Source organism: Bacillus sp. EB106-07-01-XG149, from assembly GCF_058791555.1.
Map to the genome: position 1 here is coordinate 1,126,906 of NZ_JBYTDP010000002.1, position 19,688 is coordinate 1,146,593.

The window sequence follows — 19,688 nt, forward strand, 5'->3', positions numbered from 1 at the left end:
GAAAGGCCTGTCAACGTTTAGCATTTCTGAGAAATTCACCTTCTCTTCCTAGAAAATAAACGTTGACACTAAATGATGCTTTTTCTACACTTAGTTGTGTACAATATGTGACCAAAGGAGGATTCAACATGGAAATGAACGTCGAAACGAATTCCTCTCCTACGGCGCCAAAGCCAAGTAAGCAAACCGGCTGGCGCATTTGGTGGAGTTTACTACGTCCCCATACATTAACAGCAGCTTTCGTTCCTGTTTTCATCGGAACAGCCTATGCGATGCAGGTCGGAGGTATAAATCAAATACATCTCCCTCTTTTCCTTATGATGCTTCTCGCTTGTCTTCTCATTCAAGCAGCAACAAACATGTTTAATGAATACTTTGATTATAAAAGAGGACTCGATCACGAAGGGTCAGTTGGTATCGGCGGCGCTATCGTTCGCGATGGCATTCAGCCGAAAACAGTGCTTAACTTAGCATTTGGATTTTTCGGGATCGCAATACTATTAGGTGTGTATATTTGTATGAATTCTAGCTGGTGGCTTGCTGCAATCGGTCTTGTTTGTATGGCCGTTGCCTACCTTTATACAGGTGGCCCACTTCCAATTGCCTATACACCATTTGGAGAGTTAACAGCCGGATTATTTATGGGTGTCATTATTATTGGGATTTCATTCTTTATTCAAACTGGAACGGTAACATCAGAAGTCATTTTATTATCTATTCCAAGCTCCATTTTAATTGGTGCCATATTATTAGCTAATAACATTCGTGACTTAGATGGCGATAAAGAAAACGGTCGTAAAACGTTAGCAATTCTCGTCGGACGTGAAAGAGCCGTTGGTGTACTCGCTTCTATGTTCATCGTTTCTTATATTTGGACAATCGCTCTAATTATCGTGAACATCGTATCACCATGGATGCTTATCGTATTTTTAAGTGCACCGAAAGCATTGAAAGCGACGAAAGGCTTTATCGGTAAAAGTATTCCAATGGAGATGGTACCTGCGATGATTGCAACAGCAAAAACAAATACAATCTTCGGTCTCCTCATGGGAATCGGATTATTGCTCGGATATTTCCTATAAAGTGAAACTTTAATCAACTGCCCGTTAATGCGGGATAAAAAGGAGCTGCTGACGTGGCTCCTTTTTCATATACCAATTTCAGCTCATAATTCCCACCTCCAACGCTCATACTATGTAAAGAAACTGAATTGTAGGAAGGTGGACGACTATGTTAACTCCACAACAAATAAATCAATTTAAATCTATTTTAGAAAAACAACAGCAAGAAGTTGAACAAACAATACAAACTCATGAGAATACAGATCGTGCTTCTGAACGTGATTCAGTGGGAGAATTGTCTAGCTATGACAACCATCCAGGTGATATGGCTACAGAATTGTACGAACGTGAGAAAGATTTCGGACTCATCGAATTTTGGCATAAACAACTAGAAGATACGAAACATGCCCTGCAAAAAATTGAGGCTGGTACGTACGGTATTTGCGAAGTGTCTGGTGAGGAAATTCCGTTCGAAAGATTAGAAGCAATGCCGACTGCTACAACGTGTATACAGCACACTACAAATAAATTGGATATGAACACGCGACCAGTTGAAGAAGAGGTGTTGGCTCCTTCGTTTCATAAGCACGATGAAGATCATTCTGTAGAGTACGATGCTGAAGATGCATGGCAAGACGTCGCAAATTACGGAACGTCTGAAACTCCATCTGATTTAGAAAGACAAGATTCCAAAAACTATAATGGCATGTACGTAAATAGTGAAGAGAATGTAGGCTTCGTTGAGGATTTTGAAAACTTTATTGGTACGGATATGTATGGCAAAAACCCACAAGTTTTCGCTACAGAGGAGCATGAAGAATATGAACAAATGCTCGATGACTTTGAAGAGCGTACTTTCAAAGGCGAACTATCTTCAAATGAGTCAAGTTCCAAAGAATAAAAAAAAGCATTCCGAAATTCGGAATGCTTTTTATCGCTAGCTAATTAGTTTTTTGTAACGTTAGCTGCTTGTGGTCCGCGGTTTCCATCAACGATTTCGAAAGAAACTTCTTGACCTTCTTCTAAAGTTTTGAAGCCGTCGCCTTGGATAGCTGAGAAATGTACGAATACGTCTTCTCCGCCTTCAACTTCGATGAAGCCAAAACCTTTTTCGCCGTTAAACCATTTAACTTTACCTGTTTGCATGTCATGTACCTCCTAAATAAAAATGAAACTATGAATCCACATGAAAAGGTGGATATAAAGGACATGAATGTATAACAAGCTTACAGCCTTTAATACAACGTGCTTTATTTCCGTACCACATTATGTAGCTCAATAGTGTTTTCACTATATCATGCTATGTCAAAAACGTCAAATGAGAACACTTTCAAACCATCGTTTTTTATAATCCTAGTATAACCTTAAATTTTCATTCTATTTTTATTCAAAAATTAACAAATCTACAGTATTCTAATTCCTTTGATTTTTGTACAATATAATTACTACATATGATGAGGTGAAAAAATGCAAGCACATGAAATCGAGTATAAATTATATGGCGATGATATGCAGTTTGTTGAAATTGAATTAGATCCAGAAGAAAGCGTTATTGCAGAAGCTGGCGCAATGATGATGATGGAAGATCATATCGAAATGGAAACCATTTTCGGTGATGGTTCTGGTCCATCTAGTGGGCTATTCGGTAAATTAATGGGCGCTGGTAAGCGTCTTGTTACAGGTGAAAGTATGTTTATGACTGTCTTTACAAATACAGGTCATGGCAAGCGCCACGTATCATTCGCCGCTCCTTATCCAGGAAAAATCATCCCTGTTGATTTAACACAATATCAAGGGAAAGTCGTTTGTCAAAAAGACGCGTTTCTTTGTGCAGCAAAGGGTGTTTCTATCGGAATTGAGTTTACGAAAAAAATTGGAACTGGTTTCTTCGGTGGTGAAGGTTTCATCATGCAGAAACTTGAAGGTGATGGACTCGCTTTCATGCATGCAGGAGGAACTGTATATAAGCGTGAATTAAAACCTGGCGAAAGACTTCGCATCGATACAGGTTGTCTCGTTGCCATGACAAAAGACGTTAACTACGATATTCAATTCGTTGGAAAAGTAAAAACAGCTCTATTTGGCGGTGAAGGTTTATTCTTCGCAACGTTAGAAGGTCCTGGAACGGTTTGGATTCAGTCCTTAACACTTAGCCGTTTAGCAGCACGCCTTACAAGCCCAGCAGCTCAAAACAGCGGTGAAGGCAGCGTTTTAGGCGGACTTGGACGTTTATTAGATGGAAAAGAGTAAACAGTGCCCTTATGGGGTGCTGTTTTATTTTGGCATGATTCGTCCATAAGTCGCTATAATTTCATCCACTAATTTATATACGCAATACAAACTATTTGCCCCTCCAAAAGAATGAATCAAGTCCCTCACTGCATATATTGAACTATACCTTTTCTTAAGGAGGGCTTCCTTAATGCGTACTCCTTTATCCTTCGATAAAGATACTGCCATATTGTTAGCTTCTTGTTGTGAGTTAACGTATGAACAATATAAACAAAATGGGATTTTCGAAATACCGGATGGTTTTCAATATGTACAAGGCTTTCAAGGAAAAACCATTCACATGACAGATTGGTTCGGATTCATACTAGAATCTGAGGATACAATTATTGTAGCTTTTCGCGGGACACAAACAGATACAGACTGGATTATCGATTCACTCGTTAACCAAAAAGCATATCCATATGCTTTAAACAGCGGAAATGTCCATAACGGCTTTCTTTCCATTTATGAATCTTGCCGAGATTCTATTATGGATATGCTCGTATCACTACCAGCCCATAAAAAACTTCTTGCAACAGGTCATAGCTTAGGCGGCGCGCTCGCCACACTACATATACTCGATGCGCGTATAAACACTGCCTTTGCACAGTACGGTCTTTATACATTTGCCTCTCCAAAAGTCGGAGATATTGCATTTCGCAATTATTATAAACTACAAGTAGCTAGTAGCTTTCGCTTCGTTAATCTATTTGATGTCGTTCCTCTTCTCCCTCCGCGCAATGTCCATTTTAATAACCAAGACTGGGAATATGCACACGTTCATCACAACATGACATTTACAAAAAACACAAAATCTATTACAAATAATCATGCCATGACAACATACAAAACATGTCTGACTTCTCATTTTTAACCAGGTAATGATTGGAAACCCTATATCCTTATACTATAATAATATATGAAGTTATTTTTGGATGAGGGGACCTTACATGCTAAAATTTATCTTTGCACTTTTTCTCATTGTAATTTTTACGTTTACAGGTTTCTTTACATTTTCATACTTTGCGACGGGAGAATATGGTGGAACAGGTATCATATATACCGCTATCCCATTTCTTTCTTAAGCAAAAAAAGAAAACCGAGCTTAATGAAATTAAGCTCGGTTTTTTAAGTGATTATATTCCTCTTTTAAAAGTGAATACACTTTAGCATCCCTATACGTATAATTCATTTTTACACTTTGTCTCCATGAGTAAAAGTCCCTTCAAAAGGGACTTTCACTTAATACTGTGTAACCGCATTACCAATACTCCAAATCTCATTACTATACTGTAAAATCGTTCGATCACTCGCAAAATGACCAGACTGTGCAATATTTAAAATCGACATTTCTAACCACTTCGTTCGGTTCTCATACGCTCTACCAACAGCTTCTTGCCTTTCCGCATATGGACCAAAATCTCGCAGAACGAAGTATTCATCATTTTGAATTACGAGAGAATCATAAATCGCTTCAAATTCAGCTCCCGAATGTGCAAAGAAACCATTCGTTAACTGATCTACTACTTTTTTAATATGCATATTGTGGTGATAATAATCACTTGCACGATATCCACCATTTTGATAGTAATGAAGAACCTCTTCCGCTGTTAAGCCAAAAATGAAACAGTTATCATCACCGACCCGGTCTTTTATTTCAACATTAGCTCCGTCTAACGTTCCGAGTGTAATCGCACCATTCATCATAAATTTCATATTCCCTGTTCCTGATGCTTCTTTACTCGCAGTTGAAATTTGCTCACTCACATCCGCAGCTGGGAATATATCTTCCGCTAAAGACACTCGATAGTTTTCTAGAAAGATAACTTTCATATATTGGCTTACGTACGGATCATTATTCACTTTCCTTGCGAGTTCATTGATTAATTTAATAATTTTTTTCGCATAGTAATAGCCAGGTGATGCTTTCGCTCCAAAGATAAAAGTACGCGGATAAAATGTAAAACTAGCATCCTCTTTCAAACGGTTATACAAATATAAAATATGAAGAACATTTAATAATTGTCGTTTGTAAGCATGTAGTCTTTTTACTTGCACATCAAAAATAGAATTAGGATCAATTGTAATCCCCATTTTATTATGAATACGCTCCGCTAAAATCTCTTTACGCTCTTGTTTTACCTCTGCAAATTTCTCTTGGAAACTCGCATCGTATTGAACTGTTTGCAGCGCTTGAAGCTTAATCGGTTCTTTCTTCCACTCTGTTCCAATCGCCTCTGAAATAAGGTTCGTCAGCTGTGGATTCGCCTTCATTAACCAACGTCTATGAGCGATTCCATTCGTTTTATTATTAAACTTATCTGGATAAAACTCATAAAACAATCGCATTTCACGTTGCTTTAAAATTTCCGTATGAATTTTTGCTACACCATTTATGCTATGGCTACCGACAATTGCTAAATGAGCCATTTTCACAAGATCATGCGCAATAATCGCCATCTCTTCAATACGATGCCATTCATATGGATAACGTTCCCAAAGTTCATGACAAAAACGTTCATTAATCTCTTCAATAATCATATAAATTCTCGGTAATAACGGTTTAAAAATGTGAATTGGCCACTTCTCAAGCGCTTCTGATAACGTCGTATGATTCGTATAAGAAATCGTTTGCGTTGTTATGTGCCAAGCTTCTTCCCATGCTAGTTTTTCTTCATCTAATAAAATACGCATCAGTTCTGGAATCGCCAAAACGGGATGTGTATCATTAATATGAATCGCAATTTTCTCATGTAATTGACGAAGGTCACCATATCTTTCTCTATGCATACGAACGATATTTTGCAAACTTGCTGATACGAGGAAATACTGTTGTTTCAAACGAAGTATTTTCCCCTCATCATGCGTATCATCTGGATATAAAAACTCCGATACCGCCTCTGTTTCACGCTTATATTTCAAAATATCTTTGCAATTTTGCGGGAAAGGAACTGGTTCAGCATTCCAAAGTCTGAGTGTATTTACAGTACTCGTCTCATAACCTACTACCGGAACGTCATATGGTACTGCCATAATCACTTCTGCATTCGTATGCCTAAACTCTAAACGCCCGTCAATGTATAACGGTTCAACATTGCCGAAATAACTTACTTCTACAGCTTGATCATGCCTTCTTACTTCCCATACGTTTTCATGAAGAAGCCACTGTTCTGGAAATTCAACTTGATAACCATCAACAATTTTTTGATCAAATAAGCCGTGTTTGTAACGAATTCCACAGCCATGACCTGGTAAGTTTAAAGATGCAAGTGAATCAAGGAAACAGGCTGCTAATCGTCCAAGTCCACCATTTCCAAGACCTGCATCTGCTTCCACCTCTTCTAACTGTTGCAAAGAAATCCCAAGCTCAGAAAGTCCTTGCTCACATACATCCCTGATGCCTAAATTTAATATGTTACTTCCAAGCAAACGCCCAAGTAAAAACTCAATGGATAAGTAATACATTTGCTTTTGCTCTCCAGACCGATAACTTTCGTTCGTTGCAATCCATTGACTATTCATATACTCACGTACCATGTACCCAAGCGTATTGTATTGATCACGAGCTGTAGAGTCTTTAAAACTTTTACCATACATCGTCTCTAACTTTTCTAGAAAAGCTGATTTGAAACTTTCAACATGAGTAAACATTTCTTCACCACCTACCCTACATGTTATTCCATGAGACTTTTATACAATTTCTTATAGGCAAGAGCTGATTTCTCCCAGCTATAATCTTCAGTCATCGCTTGTTTTACAAGCTGCTCCCATACCGGTTTATCATGATAAAATTCAATTGCACGAAGAACCGTGTGCAACATGTCATGCGCATTAAAGTTCGTGAAACTGAAACCATTTCCTTCTCCAGTTTCTTCGTCATAAGATTGTACAGTATCATTTAATCCGCCTGTCTCTCTTACAATCGGAATTGTACCGTACGCTAATGCGATAAGTTGTCCAAGTCCACACGGTTCAAATAGTGATGGCATTAAGAATAAATCACTTCCCGCATACACTTGATGGGCTAGCTCTTCATTAAAGCCGATATACACTTTTACCTTCTCAGGATACTCGTATGCCATCCACTCAAAGAATTGTTCATATTCAGAATCACCTGATCCTAAAATAATACATTGCACATCTTCCTCCATTATTTCGCGGAATACAGTACGTACTAAATCAAGACCTTTTTGCTTCGTTAATCTCGTTACCATCGAAATAATTGGTGTATCTTCTTTTTCTGGCAAACCAAAATAACGCTGCAATGCGCGTTTATTTTCATTCTTTTCCTCTAATGACTCTGCATCATACTGAGCAGTAATATACGAATCCGTTTCTGGATTATATACGCTCGTATCAATTCCATTTACGATGCCGCTAAGCTTACCATTATTTTTTCGTAACAATCCATCTAACTTCTCACCGAAAAACTCATATTGAATTTCCTCTTTGTATGTCGGGCTAACCGCTGTAATCTGATCAGAAGCGATAATTCCGCCCTTCATAAAGTTCACATTTCCATAAAACTCTAGCTGCTCACTATGAAAATATTCATCACCAAGTTCTAACAAGTCGTACATCACTTCAGGAGGAAATACACCTTGGAACTGCAAGTTATGAATCGTATACACCGTTTTAATATGCTCATATAATGGATTATCTTGATACTTTTCACGCAGTAAGAAATTCACCATAGCTGTATGCCAATCGTGGCTATGAAGAACATCCACTTCGAAATCAAGATGCGGAATACACTCTAAAACTGCTTTCGAAAAATAAGAAAAACGCTCTCCGTCATCATAATGACCATATAGAGAATCTCTCTTAAAATAATATTCATTATCTATTAAGTAATACGTAATCCCGTCTTGCTCACCTTTTAAAATTCCGCAATATTGATTTCTCCACCCAAGCGGGACGTTAATTACTTTATGTAACGTACATCCATCCCTTAATTTTTGCGGAATAAGACTATAATTTGGAAGTATAATGCGAACGTCCACACCTAATTTTTTCAGCTCTTTTGGGAGCGCACCTGCTACATCAGCTAATCCTCCCGATTTAACAAATGGTACACATTCTGATACTGCAAATAAAATATTCACTTGTTGTCCCACTGCACGAAAAGCTTATACGACTTCCCTTGCAGCTTCCTCCCTTCGAGTTCTCATTTGAATGAATGCTTTAATCAGTGGAGGAAAAACCCCCACTGATTCTTTTAAGAATAACTATTAATCGTACTGCTTTGAATACTTCCTTTTTCTACAACATATGGCTCATCGACGTTTCCTTTTAGTACAACACCGTCACCAATTTTCACGTCTTTATCAATAATAACACCGTCTATTATACAGTTATCTCCAATTTTGCTCTTTTGCATAATAATGCTATTACGAACAATTGAACCTTTTCCGATTTTAACAGAACGGGAGATAACACTATTTTCTACTTCTCCTTCAATAATACTGCCGTTTGCAATCATTGTATTTTTCACGGCTGCACCCTTCAGGTAACGAGTTGGTGGTTCATCTTTTACTTTCGTAAAGATCGGTGCTTCTTTCTTAAATAATTGCTTCCAAATAGCAGGCTGCAAAATTTCTAAGCTATGTTTATAGTAGCTTTCAATCGAATCAATAATAGCTACATATCCTGTATGCTCATACGTAGCGATATGCAGTGATTTTCCGCGCTTTTCTCTCACTACATCAAATAAACTGTATTGCTCCACATCTTTATATGTCTCAAATAAATCTAACAATAATTGTTTCTTTAACACGTATGTTTGAAGCGAAACCCCTTCATGGCAAACTTCAGTAATATCAGCTGCCGTATGTATATGTCGCTCTAACACCGCTTGAAAATTTAATGCCGTTACGAGATGGCTATTCGTAATAACAACGTATTCTTCTCTAGCTCTTAAAAAATAATCAATATGTCTTCTAAAATGTGCAAAAGATCCAAATTCATCTTGGTCACATTGGCAATTTGGCGGGAATAAAAACAGTCCGTCTCTTTTTCTATCTAAATCCCACTGTTTTCCTGAACCAACATGGTCCATTAGTGAGCGGTTTTTATGACTTGTAAAAACCGCTACACTATGAATATTAGAATTCACCATATTTGAAAGCATGAAATCAATGAGTCGATAACGGCCCCCAAACGGTAACGCCGCTAATGAACGATGCCCTGTTACTTTCTTTAAGGAAGGAAAACTTCCCGTTGCATTAATAATTCCTAACATTTTTTCTCCCATTCATTCCATCCCCCTTTTCTATTTCCCTTCAGCAATTAGTACTACATCGTCGACATTTTTTTCTGGACGAATAATTGTTCCATCTTCAATAACCATTTCCGATCCAACGATGGCTCTTTCAATCACAACATTTTTACCAATCTTCGCTCCTGGCATAACGACAGAATCAATAACCATACTACCTTCTTCCACCGTTACCCCTTGGAATAACACAGAATGCTTCACGTCCCCTTCAATGACGCATCCTTCGTTAATAAGTGATTCTTCTACTTTTGCCTTTTCTGCAATATATTGAGGTGGCTCATTTGGATTCACAGAATAAATACGCCAATTACGATCGTTTAAATTCAACGATGTTTCATCGCGAAGTAAATCCATATTCGCTTCCCATAAGCTTTTCACCGTTCCAACATCTTTCCAATATCCTTCAAACGGATACGCCATCAGCTTTTTCCCTTCATCTAATAAAAGCGGAAGTACATCTTTTCCGAAATCATTACTAGATTCAGGATTTCTTGCATCCATCTCTAAATACTCTTTCAAAATTGCCCAGTTAAAAATATAAATTCCCATTGATGCAAGATTACTTCTTGGAAATTGCGGTTTCTCTTCAAATTCAACAATCTCCATCTCTTCGTTCGTATTCATAATACCGAAACGACTCGCTTCATCCCACGGCACTTCAATAACAGAAATCGAAACATCCGCTTCTTTCTCAATATGGTAATCTAGCATTTTACTGTAATCCATTTTATAAATGTGGTCGCCTGATAAAATCAGAACATACTCTGGTTCATACTGACTTAAATAGTTTAAGTTTTGATAAATGGCACTTGCTGTACCTGTATACCACTTCACACCTGAAGACTCCGCATAAGGAGGTAACACTGTGACTCCACCGCTTACTCGGTCTAAATCCCAAGCATTGCCGATTCCGATATAATTATGAAGTTCAAGTGGTTGATATTGCGTCAAAATCCCAACCGTTTCAATACCAGAATTCGCACAGTTACTTAGCGTAAAATCAATAATGCGATATTTACCACCAAATGGAACAGCTGGCTTGGCTAAATTTTTTGTTAATGCACTTAATCGACTACCTTTTCCCCCTGCTAGTAACATTGCTACGCACTTTTGCTTTTGAGCCATCTTGTTTTTTGCTCCCCTTTCTCGTCTTCACTGGTCGTAATATGGATACGCCAAATGGTGGAATTGTAATTTCTACATGTGCCGCTTGATTATGATACGGTTCTTGAATCGTCTTGAGACGTTTCTTATTCACTTGCCCCGAGCCGCCATATTGCTCAGCGTCACTGTTTAAAATCTCGTTATAATACTCGAAATCTGGCAAACCTACTTTATAGTTTTCATATGTAGCTTTTGTAAAATTACATACAACAACTAACGCATCTTCTTGTTTATCCCCTTGGCGGATAAACGAGAAAATACTTTGCTCATGATTATTAGCATCTATCCACTGAAATCCTTCAGGTGAATGATCAAGCTGCCAAAGTGGTTTGGAGCGCTTATACAATGCTATGAGCTCTTTAAAGTAATCATGCATATAACGATGCATTTCAAAATCATGTAAATTCCAATCTAAATCTTCAAGGTCTTTCCACTCATCAAACTGCCCGAATTCTCCACCCATAAAGAGTAATTTCTTACCTGGATGAGTAAAGAAATATCCATATAATAAACGAAGTTGAGCAAACTTATCCCAGTAATCTCCTGGCATTTTATTTAATAACGACTTTTTCCCATGAACGACTTCATCATGAGAAAGCGGTAATATGAAATTTTCAGAGTAAGCATATATTAAAGAGAACGTCATTTTCTCATGAATATACTTCCTATACTCAGGCGCACACTCCATATATTTCAGCACATCATTCATCCAGCCCATATTCCATTTGTAATTGAACCCAAGCCCACCTTCATACGTTGGAGCTGTTACAAGTGGCCAAGCTGTTGAATCTTCTGCTGTCATAAGAAAATCTTCATCTTCTGCAAACACCGCTTCATTTAACTCTCGTAAAAATGAAACAGCGTACTCATTACTTTGCTCTTGTCCTTCTTTATTCCAGTACAGCATATTCGCAACTGCATCCACCCTGAAACCGTCAATGTGGAAATACTTCATCCAAAATAACGCATTTGAAATTAAGAAATTACGTACTTCCCTCTTCCCTAAATCAAAATTAACAGTTCCCCATACTAGGTTTTCTTGTACATCTATATCTTTATATTCATAAGTCGGTGTCCCATCAAACAAATATAAACCGTGAGCATCTTTACAAAAATGCCCCGGCACCCAATCTAAAATGACACCGATTCCATATTTATGACATTCATCGACAAAATACATCAAATCATGTGGCGTGCCGAATCTACTTGTCGCTGCATAATATCCCGTCCCTTGATATCCCCAAGAACGATCATATGGATGCTCAACAAGCGGCATAATTTCAATATGTGTAAATTGATGTTCCACCACATACGGAATGAGCTCCTCGGCCATTTCTCTATAAGAATATAGAGCGCCATCTTCTTTCTTTTTCCAAGAGCCGAAATGTAATTCATAAACTGTCATCGCTTCTTTATAAATCGATTTTTTCTTTCTCTTACGAATCCAGTTTTTATCATTCCATTCATATCCCTCTATATCAAAAACTACAGATGCCGTATTTGGTCTTACTTCTGCATATACTGCGTAAGGATCTGCTTTTAAAATAACGTCACCATCCATCGTTTCAATCGCATACTTATAAATCTCATTCTCTTCAATATGCGGTACAAACAAGGACCAAATCCCCTCTTCTGTCACTTGTAGCATCTTATGTTGCTCATAATCCCATTCATTAAAATCTCCAACAACACTCATTGCTTTCGCATGAGGAGCCCATACTGTGAATCGTACACCTCGCATCCCATCTTCCGTCACAATATGTGCCCCAAAGATGTTATAACTGTCATAGTACTTTTCTGTATGAAACTCATCTCGTTTCACTTCTTCACAATTTATTACATCCAATATGTTCACCTCACTAAGATGACAGAAATTTTTTACTCTTTATCATTTCTGCGAAAAACTGAAATATCCTTGTTATTTTTTAAAAAATATTCGTTTTTTTCTTTAATTTCGCTTAAAATATTCAAATTTACTGTGTAAAATATCGAATTTTGACGAATATTCATTGTAAACGTTTCATTTCCTACAAGTCTTTCATCCTATTATTTATTTCTCAACCTTTATTTCATTAGATTTATCCTATTTTACTCGCTATTTATCACTTAAAATCGCAACAAAATAATCTGTCATAAAAAAATGTTTCTCAACATTTTTTGTCACAATTTATTTGAAATGGAAAATTCATAAGCATATACTTGTTCTCAATAAAGAACTACGAACTGTCGCAAATATAATTCATACTGAAACACTATGTTTACTCTATCCATGCTCCAGGCGAAAGTTTGATAAAAAATTAAATTAGGGGGCTTCTCGGTTAGTCGCTACTTTTGATAGCTAACGAATTTGTCCTAGGACAGCCGAGCTAACACCCTTGTTCCAAAGGTATTTACGCTATCGCTAGCTAATAGGCGTATGGCTTCTCTTTTAATATTAATAGCTGCGTTATAGTCGCGACTTATTGTTAGTCCACAAGAACACTCATACGTGCGTTCAGATAGTAGCATATCTTTTCTGTTTCCACAATTACTACACATCTTTGTAGAAGGAAACCACCCATCTACTTTTACAAGCTGTTTTCCTTGTTCTTGTAGCTTATATGCTAAAAATGTCGTGAACATCCTCCAACCGTTATCTGCTACACTCTTACCAAAGCGAAGTGCTCGTGACATTCCTTTCATATGTAAGTCTTCGATTGCTACAACATCAAAGTTCTTAGCTAATTCTTTAGACTTATGATGAAGGAAATTTTTACGTTGATTGGCGACTTTTTCATGCAACTTCGCTACACAAATGCGCTGTTTATTCCAGCGCACTGAGCCTTTCACACGTCTTGCTAATACTCGTTGTGCCTTTGCTAATCGATTCAGCATCTGACGATAAAAGCGAGGATAATTGGCTTTCTCATCTTCGCTACTCACATACAATTCGGCCATTGCGAAGTCTAATCCAACTACACTTTCTACTTCTTTCTGAACAATTTCCTTTTCATATTCAGTTAAAACAGACACATAATACTTACCAGTTGATGTCAGCGAAATCGTGCATGATTTAATGATATGGTTTTGCGGTATCTCTCTATGTTGTTTCAATCGCACTAATTTCAATTTCGGTAGTTTGATATAACCATGAAATAACATAATATTTCCGTTTACTCTATTTGTTGTATAGGATTTTCTACTCTTTTTACTTTTGAATGTAGGAAAATCACTTTGACCACTAAAAAAATTCTTATACGCAGTTTGCAAGTTTAATTGAGCGTTAGCCAATGCTAATGAATCGACTTCTTTCAACCATTCATACTTCACCTTGTATTTCGCAGGAGTAGGGAATTTTTGTTTCTTTAGTTCTTCCTTGTTCTCTTTGTATTTTTCGTATACTTTTTTCCGTTCAGCTAGCATTTTGTTATATACAAAGCGTACACACCCAAAAGTTTTACGTATCAGATTTGCTTGTTCTTCTGTTGGATACAGACGAAATTTGTACGCCTTATTATGCTTTGTCATATTAATTCATCTCACTTTTCGCCTTGATTTCCCATAAACTGTTTTACTTTATCTACGGCGAGCCACCAAAGGTGATAACACAACATGAACACTGAGTTACTATTATTTAATTTCATGGTTATACCAAAAGTCTCCTCTTATAAGGCTGATTATATCAGAGGCAAAATAAATAGGAAAACTAAATCAAACCGAAATTATCGCTAGCAACTATGGTAAAAAAGGAGTATCTGTAAAAGGCGGCGATCTTAATAACGACGGCATTGTCGATGAAAAAGACATTCGCTTCGTTGAAAAGAACTTCTTGAAAAAAGGTCCAGGTGCATCTAAATCACAAACACCTGTTGAAAAATCAAAAAGCGGTACACTAGCAGATATTTTAAAGAAATTATGATTAACGCCTAAAAAATAATAATAAAGAGCACTCTATATAAAGTAGAGTGCTCTTTTCTATAAACGACCCTTATCCAGCAAAAGGGGGTATATTGGGGATATACAAGGGAAAACGGAAAAGGAATTTATAGTGAACTACTCGCCACTTAGCAAAGCTTGAAGTGGGAGCTTCTCAGTTCCACGACGAAAGTAACCTTTCGTCTCCCTGAGCGTTACTTCGGGGCGTTCCACCCCTAGATGTCCAACGATTGGACGCTCTCTTTATACGGTTGATATTTTACGCAGGAACCGAATGGCTTGGTTTTCGCACGCTATTTTCTTCCTGCAACCTTCTATATCAAGTTATCAAAGAACTTCATATAGCTAGTTTATCAAAAGTTTTTGGCTATGCCAAACCGAAATTCATCTCCCACCTATCACTGGGCTATCGCCCTTCACGCGCCTCTGGAAAGAGAATTCTTTCGGTAAATCCTTTAAATTATATAAAAACTCAGAGGTAGGAAGCAGTTTCCCGCCTCTGAATTATTTAGCAATTATTATAGTACTGGTGCCATTGTTTCTTTTAATACTTTTACAGAATGAGCGAATTTCGCTTTTTCATCTTCATTTAGCTCAAGTTCTACGATCTCACGTACACCTTCGCGGTTAATAACAGCTGGAACACCTACGAAAGCATCTTTCTCACCATATTGTCCTTCAAGATATGCAGATACAGTTAATACGCTGTTCTCGTTGCTTAAGATTGCTTTAGTTACACGAAGTAGTGACATACCGATTCCGTAGTAAGTTGCACCTTTACGCTCGATGATATGGTAAGCTGCATCACGTACGTTTTCGAAGATTTTATCTAAGTCTTCTTGTTTGTACTGTTCGTTGTTAGCTAAGATTGTTTCTAGTTTTTGTACACCGATAGTAGCATGGCTCCATACTGGAAGTTCAGTGTCACCGTGTTCACCAACGATGTAAGCATGAACGTTACGTGGATCTACATCTAAGTAGTCACCTAACATGTAACGGAAACGAGCAGAGTCTAAAGTAGTACCAGAACCGATTACGCGCTCTTTTGGTAGACCAGATTCTTTCCAAGTTACGTAAGTTAAAATATCTACTGGGTTAGTTGCGATTAAGAAGATTCCATCGAATCCGCTATCCATAATACCGCGAACGATTTGTTTAAAGATTTTTGTGTTTTTCTCAACTAAATCTAAACGAGTTTCACCTGGCTTTTGTGGTAATCCAGCAGTGATAACTACTAAATCTGCATCTTTACAATCTGCATAGCTACCGCTCCAAACTTTTGTTGGTGATGGAGAGAATGGTACCGCATGGCTTAAGTCCATTGCTTCCCCTTCTGCTTTTGCTTCATTAACATCTACAAGTACGAATTCTTCAGCTACACCTTGGTTGATCATTGAGTAAGCGTAACTACAACCTACAGCTCCTGTTCCTACTAATACTACACGATTGATACCTTTTTTCATGTTAATTTCCCCTCTCTATTGTTCACATCTATTTTTTTATGATTGTTTAAGTAATTAATTAAAATACTAATTTAATGTTGTTTAACTTCTTTACATTCATATTGTAGCACGTATTATTGTGAATTACTTCACAAATTATGACCTATTTGTGAACTTTTTCACATAGAGTGTAAAGTTATTAAATCAAGTATGAAATCAATCTCAATGGAGGCGTTTTCTTTAGATTGTGAAAAGGTTTTTTTGGTAATTGAAATTATATCAGCGATTTTTGCAATATATCGACTTACCGACTAAACTCGACAATGATAGCAGCATAAAAACGCCACCATTTCTGTATACTTCTACAAAAAGAATAGCGTCTTTTGATTATATAGATACAAATTTCTCTTAGCTGGATAGCGATATTTTTTCCATACACGTCAAATTAACATACCATCACTTATTAACAGTCAATAGACATGGGAACCTAACAAGTCTCTTCAATTATCGTAGCAACACAGTCGTTTTCAAATCTTCAGCACCTCCATTTTTTAATGTAGCATTTAGACCACTAAGATACGTAGGTTCAATTGTTAAGGATTTTGGAGGATTATCCATTGGTGGAAGAGCTAAAACAATATGGTGTCCGTATAGTCCCGTGCTACCAACTTGCAAGCTGACTCCTTCGTAGATTCTTCCTTCATCATCAGTGACAGTATAATCGAGTGCTGGCCAGCTATCATTAGCTTCCATTTCTTTTGGATAATCAAAGGTCAAATCAATCCTCGTTGAAAGTGACGAAAAGGTTACTTGATCTACTATTAATGCATACAGATTATCTTTCGTTAATGTTTTTATATTAGGAGTGAATTTACGAATCTCACTTTCAACTTTTGTAAGAGGAAATGCTACGTTCCATGTTCCTATTTGTCCAAATAAATCTTTCCCATGGACGGAAACATCAATTTTATCACCAAATTCACCGTAATTAGCCAGAGTAAATTCATGCTGCTCAATAATAGTGTTTTGTCCTTTTGACTTCTGTGAAGTAGAACCAATTGCAGCTCTAACTTCTTTCCCATTAATGGTTACATAACTAAATCCAGCTTTCTCTTCATTACTTTTGGAAATAGGGTTTTCTCCTTTGTATTCCACCGTGACCACTAAACGTCCACCATCGTAAACAGCCTCTTTCACATTCATCGTTAAACCACTATGGTTATCTTGTCTCTCAATTGATGTAGCAAGCTCATCCTTTTCAATTTTATCAGAAGCAATATCATTAAATTGTGCATAAATGGAGCCTATAACTGGAACACTCGATAATGTCTTTGCCATAGTAGGAGAAATGAATCCAGAACCTAAGAGAGAAACACATATTCCACAAGCAACAAGACTAGAATACTTCATTGTATTTTTTCTACGGTATTGATTTTTCTTAGCTTGAAGCACGGCTGTTTTTTCTCTTTGAATTAACCTATCTTCTGGTATAGGAATATCATTGATATGGTGATTAAATTCTTCTTTATTCATAACTATATCCCTCCTTTAAAATGGGGCGTAAGGCTTGCTTTGCTCGATGTAATTGAGATTTTACGGTTCCTTCTGGAGAATTAAGAATCTCAGCAATTTCCTTAATAGATAAATCGTGATAATACCTTAATACAATAATAGTTTTGTAAGTAGGATCTAAGAAATTAAATGCCTCGATTAAATCCAACGATTGCTCTAATTTATTCATGCTCTCTTCTGCACATAAATTAGAAAACATTTCATCATTCGCAACAAATTGTCTAGAGGATTTTCTTACAAAATCAATGGATTTAAAAACAAGAATTTTAGTAATCCAACTTTGAAATTTCTCCGGCTTTTTTAACTTTCTCAATGAAAGATATGCTTCATAAATTGTTTCTTGGTATATATCCAGTGCATCTTGTTCATTTCTTACATAAGAATAAGCTGTTCGATATAGTTTTGGGCGAACAAAAGTAATAAGTTGTTCAAATGCTTGATCATTTCCTCTTGTCGCTTGTTTTACTAGATAGGCTATGTCCATTTTTATTTCTTCCTCCCTTTACTAATATAGTCGAATGAGAGAATAAAAAGGTTGCAAAAATAAGTGTATATATAAATCTCCTACAACTTATTGCAATGATTACTATCAAGCACTAATGCCACAAAAAATCCATAAAAAAAAGCAGACTATCAAAAGTCCACTTTTACACAACAAAAAAGAGATAGCAGATTATGCTATCTCTTTTAGTATGACCCGTACGGGATTCGAACCCGTGTTACCGCCGTGAAAGGGCGGTGTCTTAACCACTTGACCAACGGGCCAATTCTGGCAGAGAAGAAGGGATTCGAACCCTCGCACCGCGTTCGCGATCTACTCCCTTAGCAGGGGAGCCCCTTGAGCCACTTGGGTACTTCTCTATAATATGGCTCCGCAGGTAGGACTCGAACCTACGACCGATCGGTTAACAGCCGATAGCTCTACCACTGAGCTACTGCGGAATAATTATGGTGGGCCTAAATGGACTCGAACCATCGACCTCACGCTTATCAGGCGTGCGCTCTAACCAGCTGAGCTATAGGCCCATAATTGAAAAGCGGGTGAAGAGAATCGAACTCTCGACCAGAGCTTGGAAGGCTCTTGTTTTACCACTAAACTACACCCGCATTAAATTGTAAATGGTGAGCCATGAAGGATTCGAACCTTCGACCCTCTGATTAAAAGTCAGATGCTCTACCAACTGAGCTAATGGCTCATTTTGAAAGTGGTGCCGACTAGAGGACTTGAACCCCCAACCTACTGATTACAAGTCAGTTGCTCTACCAGTTGAGCTAAGTCGGCTTGCGACTTCAAAATGGTGGCTCGGGACGGAATCGAACCGCCGACACGAGGATTTTCAGTCCTCTGCTCTACCGACTGAGCTACCGAGCCAACAAAAATGGCGGTCCCGACCGGGGTCGAACCGGCGATCTCCTGCGTGACAGGCAGGCATGTTAACCACTACACCACGGGACCATTTGGTTGCGGGGACAGGATTTGAACCTGCGACCTTCGGGTTATGAGCCCGACGAGCTACCGTGCTGCTCCACCCCGCGACAATATAATGTTTTTAAAAAATGGAGGAGGTAGAGGGATTCGAACCCCCGCGCGACTCTCGCCGCCTGTCGGTTTTCAAGACCGATCCCTTCAGCCGAACTTGGGTATACCTCCATGAAGGAAAAAACAAAAATTTTATTATTATATGTATCTAAACCATTTAAAAAGAAAATGGAGGAGGTAGAGGGATTCGAACCCCCGCGCGATTCTCACCGCCTGTCGGTTTTCAAGACCGATCCCTTCAGCCGAACTTGGGTATACCTCCGAGACATATAATAAATAAAGTGGAGCCTAGCGGGATCGAACCGCTGACCTCCTGCGTGCAAGGCAGGCGCTCTCCCAGCTGAGCTAAGGCCCCATGTTTTTGGGAATATCGGGAAGACAGGATTTGAACCTGCGACCCCCTGGTCCCAAACCAGGTGCTCTACCAAGCTGAGCCACTTCCCGTT

At 37.9% G+C, this 19,688-nt stretch carries 15 protein-coding genes, 14 tRNA genes and 1 pseudogene; 6 read left to right on the forward strand and 24 right to left on the reverse strand.

Features of this window, described 5'->3' with window-relative positions; genetic code table 11:
- Positions 1-128: 128 nt before the first annotated feature.
- Positions 129-1,082, forward strand: a complete 954-nt coding sequence (locus AC3WTA_RS12060; RefSeq protein WP_000425755.1) for a 1,4-dihydroxy-2-naphthoate polyprenyltransferase — start codon at positions 129-131, stop codon at positions 1,080-1,082.
- Between the two features lie 148 nt (positions 1,083-1,230).
- Positions 1,231-1,962, forward strand: a complete 732-nt coding sequence (locus tag AC3WTA_RS12065; RefSeq protein WP_000957359.1) for a yteA family sporulation protein — start codon at positions 1,231-1,233, stop codon at positions 1,960-1,962.
- A 44-nt stretch (positions 1,963-2,006) separates the two neighbouring features.
- On the opposite strand, the gene cspD is transcribed toward AC3WTA_RS12065, so the two are convergent.
- A complete protein-coding gene (cspD, locus tag AC3WTA_RS12070) occupies positions 2,007-2,207 on the reverse strand; it encodes a cold-shock protein CspD (RefSeq protein ID WP_001193051.1) in 201 nt (66 codons plus the stop codon).
- Between the two features lie 321 nt (positions 2,208-2,528).
- Between cspD and AC3WTA_RS12075 the strand changes: the two genes are divergently transcribed.
- The 3 genes from AC3WTA_RS12075 to AC3WTA_RS12085 all read left to right on the forward strand — a co-directional run bounded on the left by AC3WTA_RS12075 (position 2,529) and on the right by AC3WTA_RS12085 (position 4,417).
- Positions 2,529-3,311: a TIGR00266 family protein gene (locus AC3WTA_RS12075; protein ID WP_001147831.1), complete on the forward strand. Its 783-nt coding sequence runs from the start codon at positions 2,529-2,531 to the stop codon at positions 3,309-3,311.
- Between the two features lie 172 nt (positions 3,312-3,483).
- Positions 3,484-4,206, forward strand: coding sequence for a lipase family protein (locus AC3WTA_RS12080; RefSeq protein ID WP_001260114.1), 723 nt, complete (start codon positions 3,484-3,486; stop codon positions 4,204-4,206).
- 76 nt (positions 4,207-4,282) lie between these two features.
- A complete protein-coding gene (locus tag AC3WTA_RS12085) occupies positions 4,283-4,417 on the forward strand; it encodes a hypothetical protein (protein ID WP_000911073.1) in 135 nt (44 codons plus the stop codon).
- Positions 4,418-4,574: 157 nt separating this feature from the next.
- On the opposite strand, the gene glgP is transcribed toward AC3WTA_RS12085, so the two are convergent.
- The 6 genes from glgP to AC3WTA_RS12115 all read right to left on the reverse strand — a co-directional run bounded on the left by glgP (position 4,575) and on the right by AC3WTA_RS12115 (position 14,280).
- A complete protein-coding gene (gene glgP, locus AC3WTA_RS12090; protein WP_000494062.1) occupies positions 4,575-6,983 on the reverse strand; it encodes a glycogen phosphorylase in 2,409 nt (802 codons plus the stop codon).
- A 23-nt stretch (positions 6,984-7,006) separates the two neighbouring features.
- Entirely contained in the window at positions 7,007-8,437 is a 1,431-nt protein-coding gene (gene glgA, locus AC3WTA_RS12095) for a glycogen synthase GlgA (protein ID WP_002203738.1), read from the reverse strand.
- Positions 8,438-8,550: 113 nt separating this feature from the next.
- On the reverse strand, positions 8,551-9,585 hold the full coding sequence (glgD, locus tag AC3WTA_RS12100; RefSeq protein ID WP_000504144.1) for a glucose-1-phosphate adenylyltransferase subunit GlgD: 1,035 nt from the start codon (positions 9,583-9,585) through the stop codon (positions 8,551-8,553).
- Between the two features lie 18 nt (positions 9,586-9,603).
- The gene (gene glgC / locus AC3WTA_RS12105; RefSeq protein WP_000057613.1) at positions 9,604-10,734 is read right to left on the reverse strand and encodes a glucose-1-phosphate adenylyltransferase; all 1,131 of its coding nucleotides are present in this window, start codon (positions 10,732-10,734) and stop codon (positions 9,604-9,606) included.
- Positions 10,682-12,619 (reverse strand): 1,4-alpha-glucan branching protein GlgB, encoded by a 1,938-nt coding sequence (glgB, locus tag AC3WTA_RS12110; RefSeq protein ID WP_000382600.1) that lies wholly within the window; start codon positions 12,617-12,619, stop codon positions 10,682-10,684. Before glgB ends, glgC begins: the two co-directional genes overlap by 53 nt.
- A 506-nt stretch (positions 12,620-13,125) precedes the next feature.
- A complete protein-coding gene (locus tag AC3WTA_RS12115; protein WP_000160662.1) occupies positions 13,126-14,280 on the reverse strand; it encodes an RNA-guided endonuclease TnpB family protein in 1,155 nt (384 codons plus the stop codon).
- A 178-nt stretch (positions 14,281-14,458) separates the two neighbouring features.
- Here AC3WTA_RS12115 and AC3WTA_RS12120 point away from each other — a divergent pair.
- Positions 14,459-14,671 (forward strand): annotated as a pseudogene (locus tag AC3WTA_RS12120) (hypothetical protein); the annotation flags it as partial.
- Positions 14,672-15,206: 535 nt separating this feature from the next.
- Here AC3WTA_RS12120 and AC3WTA_RS12125 read toward each other — a convergent pair.
- From AC3WTA_RS12125 to AC3WTA_RS12205, 17 genes are all read right to left on the reverse strand, one after another.
- Positions 15,207-16,151, reverse strand: a complete 945-nt coding sequence (locus AC3WTA_RS12125) for an L-lactate dehydrogenase (RefSeq protein ID WP_000715344.1) — start codon at positions 16,149-16,151, stop codon at positions 15,207-15,209.
- Positions 16,152-16,634: 483 nt separating this feature from the next.
- On the reverse strand, positions 16,635-17,663 hold the full coding sequence (locus tag AC3WTA_RS12130; protein WP_001030878.1) for a DUF4179 domain-containing protein: 1,029 nt from the start codon (positions 17,661-17,663) through the stop codon (positions 16,635-16,637).
- Positions 17,656-18,186 (reverse strand): sigma-70 family RNA polymerase sigma factor, encoded by a 531-nt coding sequence (locus AC3WTA_RS12135; protein WP_000350286.1) that lies wholly within the window; start codon positions 18,184-18,186, stop codon positions 17,656-17,658. The genes AC3WTA_RS12130 and AC3WTA_RS12135 overlap by 8 nt, the downstream gene beginning before the upstream one ends.
- Before the next feature lie 209 nt (positions 18,187-18,395).
- Positions 18,396-18,467, reverse strand: a tRNA-Glu gene (locus tag AC3WTA_RS12140).
- Between the two features lie 5 nt (positions 18,468-18,472).
- Positions 18,473-18,563, reverse strand: a tRNA-Ser gene (locus tag AC3WTA_RS12145).
- A 6-nt stretch (positions 18,564-18,569) separates the two neighbouring features.
- Positions 18,570-18,644 (reverse strand) — tRNA-Asn (locus AC3WTA_RS12150).
- 7 nt (positions 18,645-18,651) lie between these two features.
- Positions 18,652-18,728, reverse strand: a tRNA-Ile gene (locus tag AC3WTA_RS12155).
- A 10-nt stretch (positions 18,729-18,738) separates the two neighbouring features.
- A tRNA-Gly gene (locus AC3WTA_RS12160) sits at positions 18,739-18,809 on the reverse strand.
- Positions 18,810-18,822: 13 nt separating this feature from the next.
- A tRNA-Lys gene (locus AC3WTA_RS12165) sits at positions 18,823-18,898 on the reverse strand.
- A gap of 10 nt (positions 18,899-18,908) precedes the next feature.
- Positions 18,909-18,984: transfer RNA gene (locus tag AC3WTA_RS12170), tRNA-Thr, on the reverse strand.
- Between the two features lie 14 nt (positions 18,985-18,998).
- Positions 18,999-19,074: transfer RNA gene (locus tag AC3WTA_RS12175), tRNA-Phe, on the reverse strand.
- A gap of 8 nt (positions 19,075-19,082) precedes the next feature.
- A tRNA-Asp gene (locus tag AC3WTA_RS12180) sits at positions 19,083-19,158 on the reverse strand.
- Positions 19,159-19,161: 3 nt separating this feature from the next.
- Positions 19,162-19,238, reverse strand: a tRNA-Met gene (locus AC3WTA_RS12185).
- A gap of 22 nt (positions 19,239-19,260) precedes the next feature.
- Positions 19,261-19,353, reverse strand: a tRNA-Ser gene (locus AC3WTA_RS12190).
- Positions 19,354-19,411: 58 nt separating this feature from the next.
- A tRNA-Ser gene (locus tag AC3WTA_RS12195) sits at positions 19,412-19,504 on the reverse strand.
- Positions 19,505-19,524: 20 nt separating this feature from the next.
- Positions 19,525-19,597 (reverse strand) — tRNA-Ala (locus AC3WTA_RS12200).
- A gap of 15 nt (positions 19,598-19,612) precedes the next feature.
- A tRNA-Pro gene (locus AC3WTA_RS12205) sits at positions 19,613-19,686 on the reverse strand.
- Positions 19,687-19,688: the final 2 nt, after the last annotated feature.

Bases quoted from the DNA above. Each gene is read 5' to 3' on its own strand.
- AC3WTA_RS12125 (WP_000715344.1), bottom strand. From the start codon at position 16,151: ATGAAAAAAGGTATCAATCGTGTAGTATTAGTAGGAACAGGAGCTGTA.
- AC3WTA_RS12060 (WP_000425755.1), top strand. From the start codon at position 129: ATGGAAATGAACGTCGAAACGAATTCCTCTCCTACGGCGCCAAAGCCA.
- AC3WTA_RS12130 (WP_001030878.1), bottom strand. From the start codon at position 17,663: ATGAATAAAGAAGAATTTAATCACCATATCAATGATATTCCTATACCA.
- glgC (WP_000057613.1), bottom strand. From the start codon at position 10,734: ATGGCTCAAAAGCAAAAGTGCGTAGCAATGTTACTAGCAGGGGGAAAA.
- AC3WTA_RS12075 (WP_001147831.1), top strand. From the start codon at position 2,529: ATGCAAGCACATGAAATCGAGTATAAATTATATGGCGATGATATGCAG.
- cspD (WP_001193051.1), bottom strand. From the start codon at position 2,207: ATGCAAACAGGTAAAGTTAAATGGTTTAACGGCGAAAAAGGTTTTGGC.
- AC3WTA_RS12135 (WP_000350286.1), bottom strand. From the start codon at position 18,186: ATGGACATAGCCTATCTAGTAAAACAAGCGACAAGAGGAAATGATCAA.
- glgD (WP_000504144.1), bottom strand. From the start codon at position 9,585: ATGGGAGAAAAAATGTTAGGAATTATTAATGCAACGGGAAGTTTTCCT.
- AC3WTA_RS12115 (WP_000160662.1), bottom strand. From the start codon at position 14,280: ATGACAAAGCATAATAAGGCGTACAAATTTCGTCTGTATCCAACAGAA.
- AC3WTA_RS12085 (WP_000911073.1), top strand. From the start codon at position 4,283: ATGCTAAAATTTATCTTTGCACTTTTTCTCATTGTAATTTTTACGTTT.
- AC3WTA_RS12080 (WP_001260114.1), top strand. From the start codon at position 3,484: ATGCGTACTCCTTTATCCTTCGATAAAGATACTGCCATATTGTTAGCT.
- AC3WTA_RS12065 (WP_000957359.1), top strand. From the start codon at position 1,231: ATGTTAACTCCACAACAAATAAATCAATTTAAATCTATTTTAGAAAAA.
- glgP (WP_000494062.1), bottom strand. From the start codon at position 6,983: ATGTTTACTCATGTTGAAAGTTTCAAATCAGCTTTTCTAGAAAAGTTA.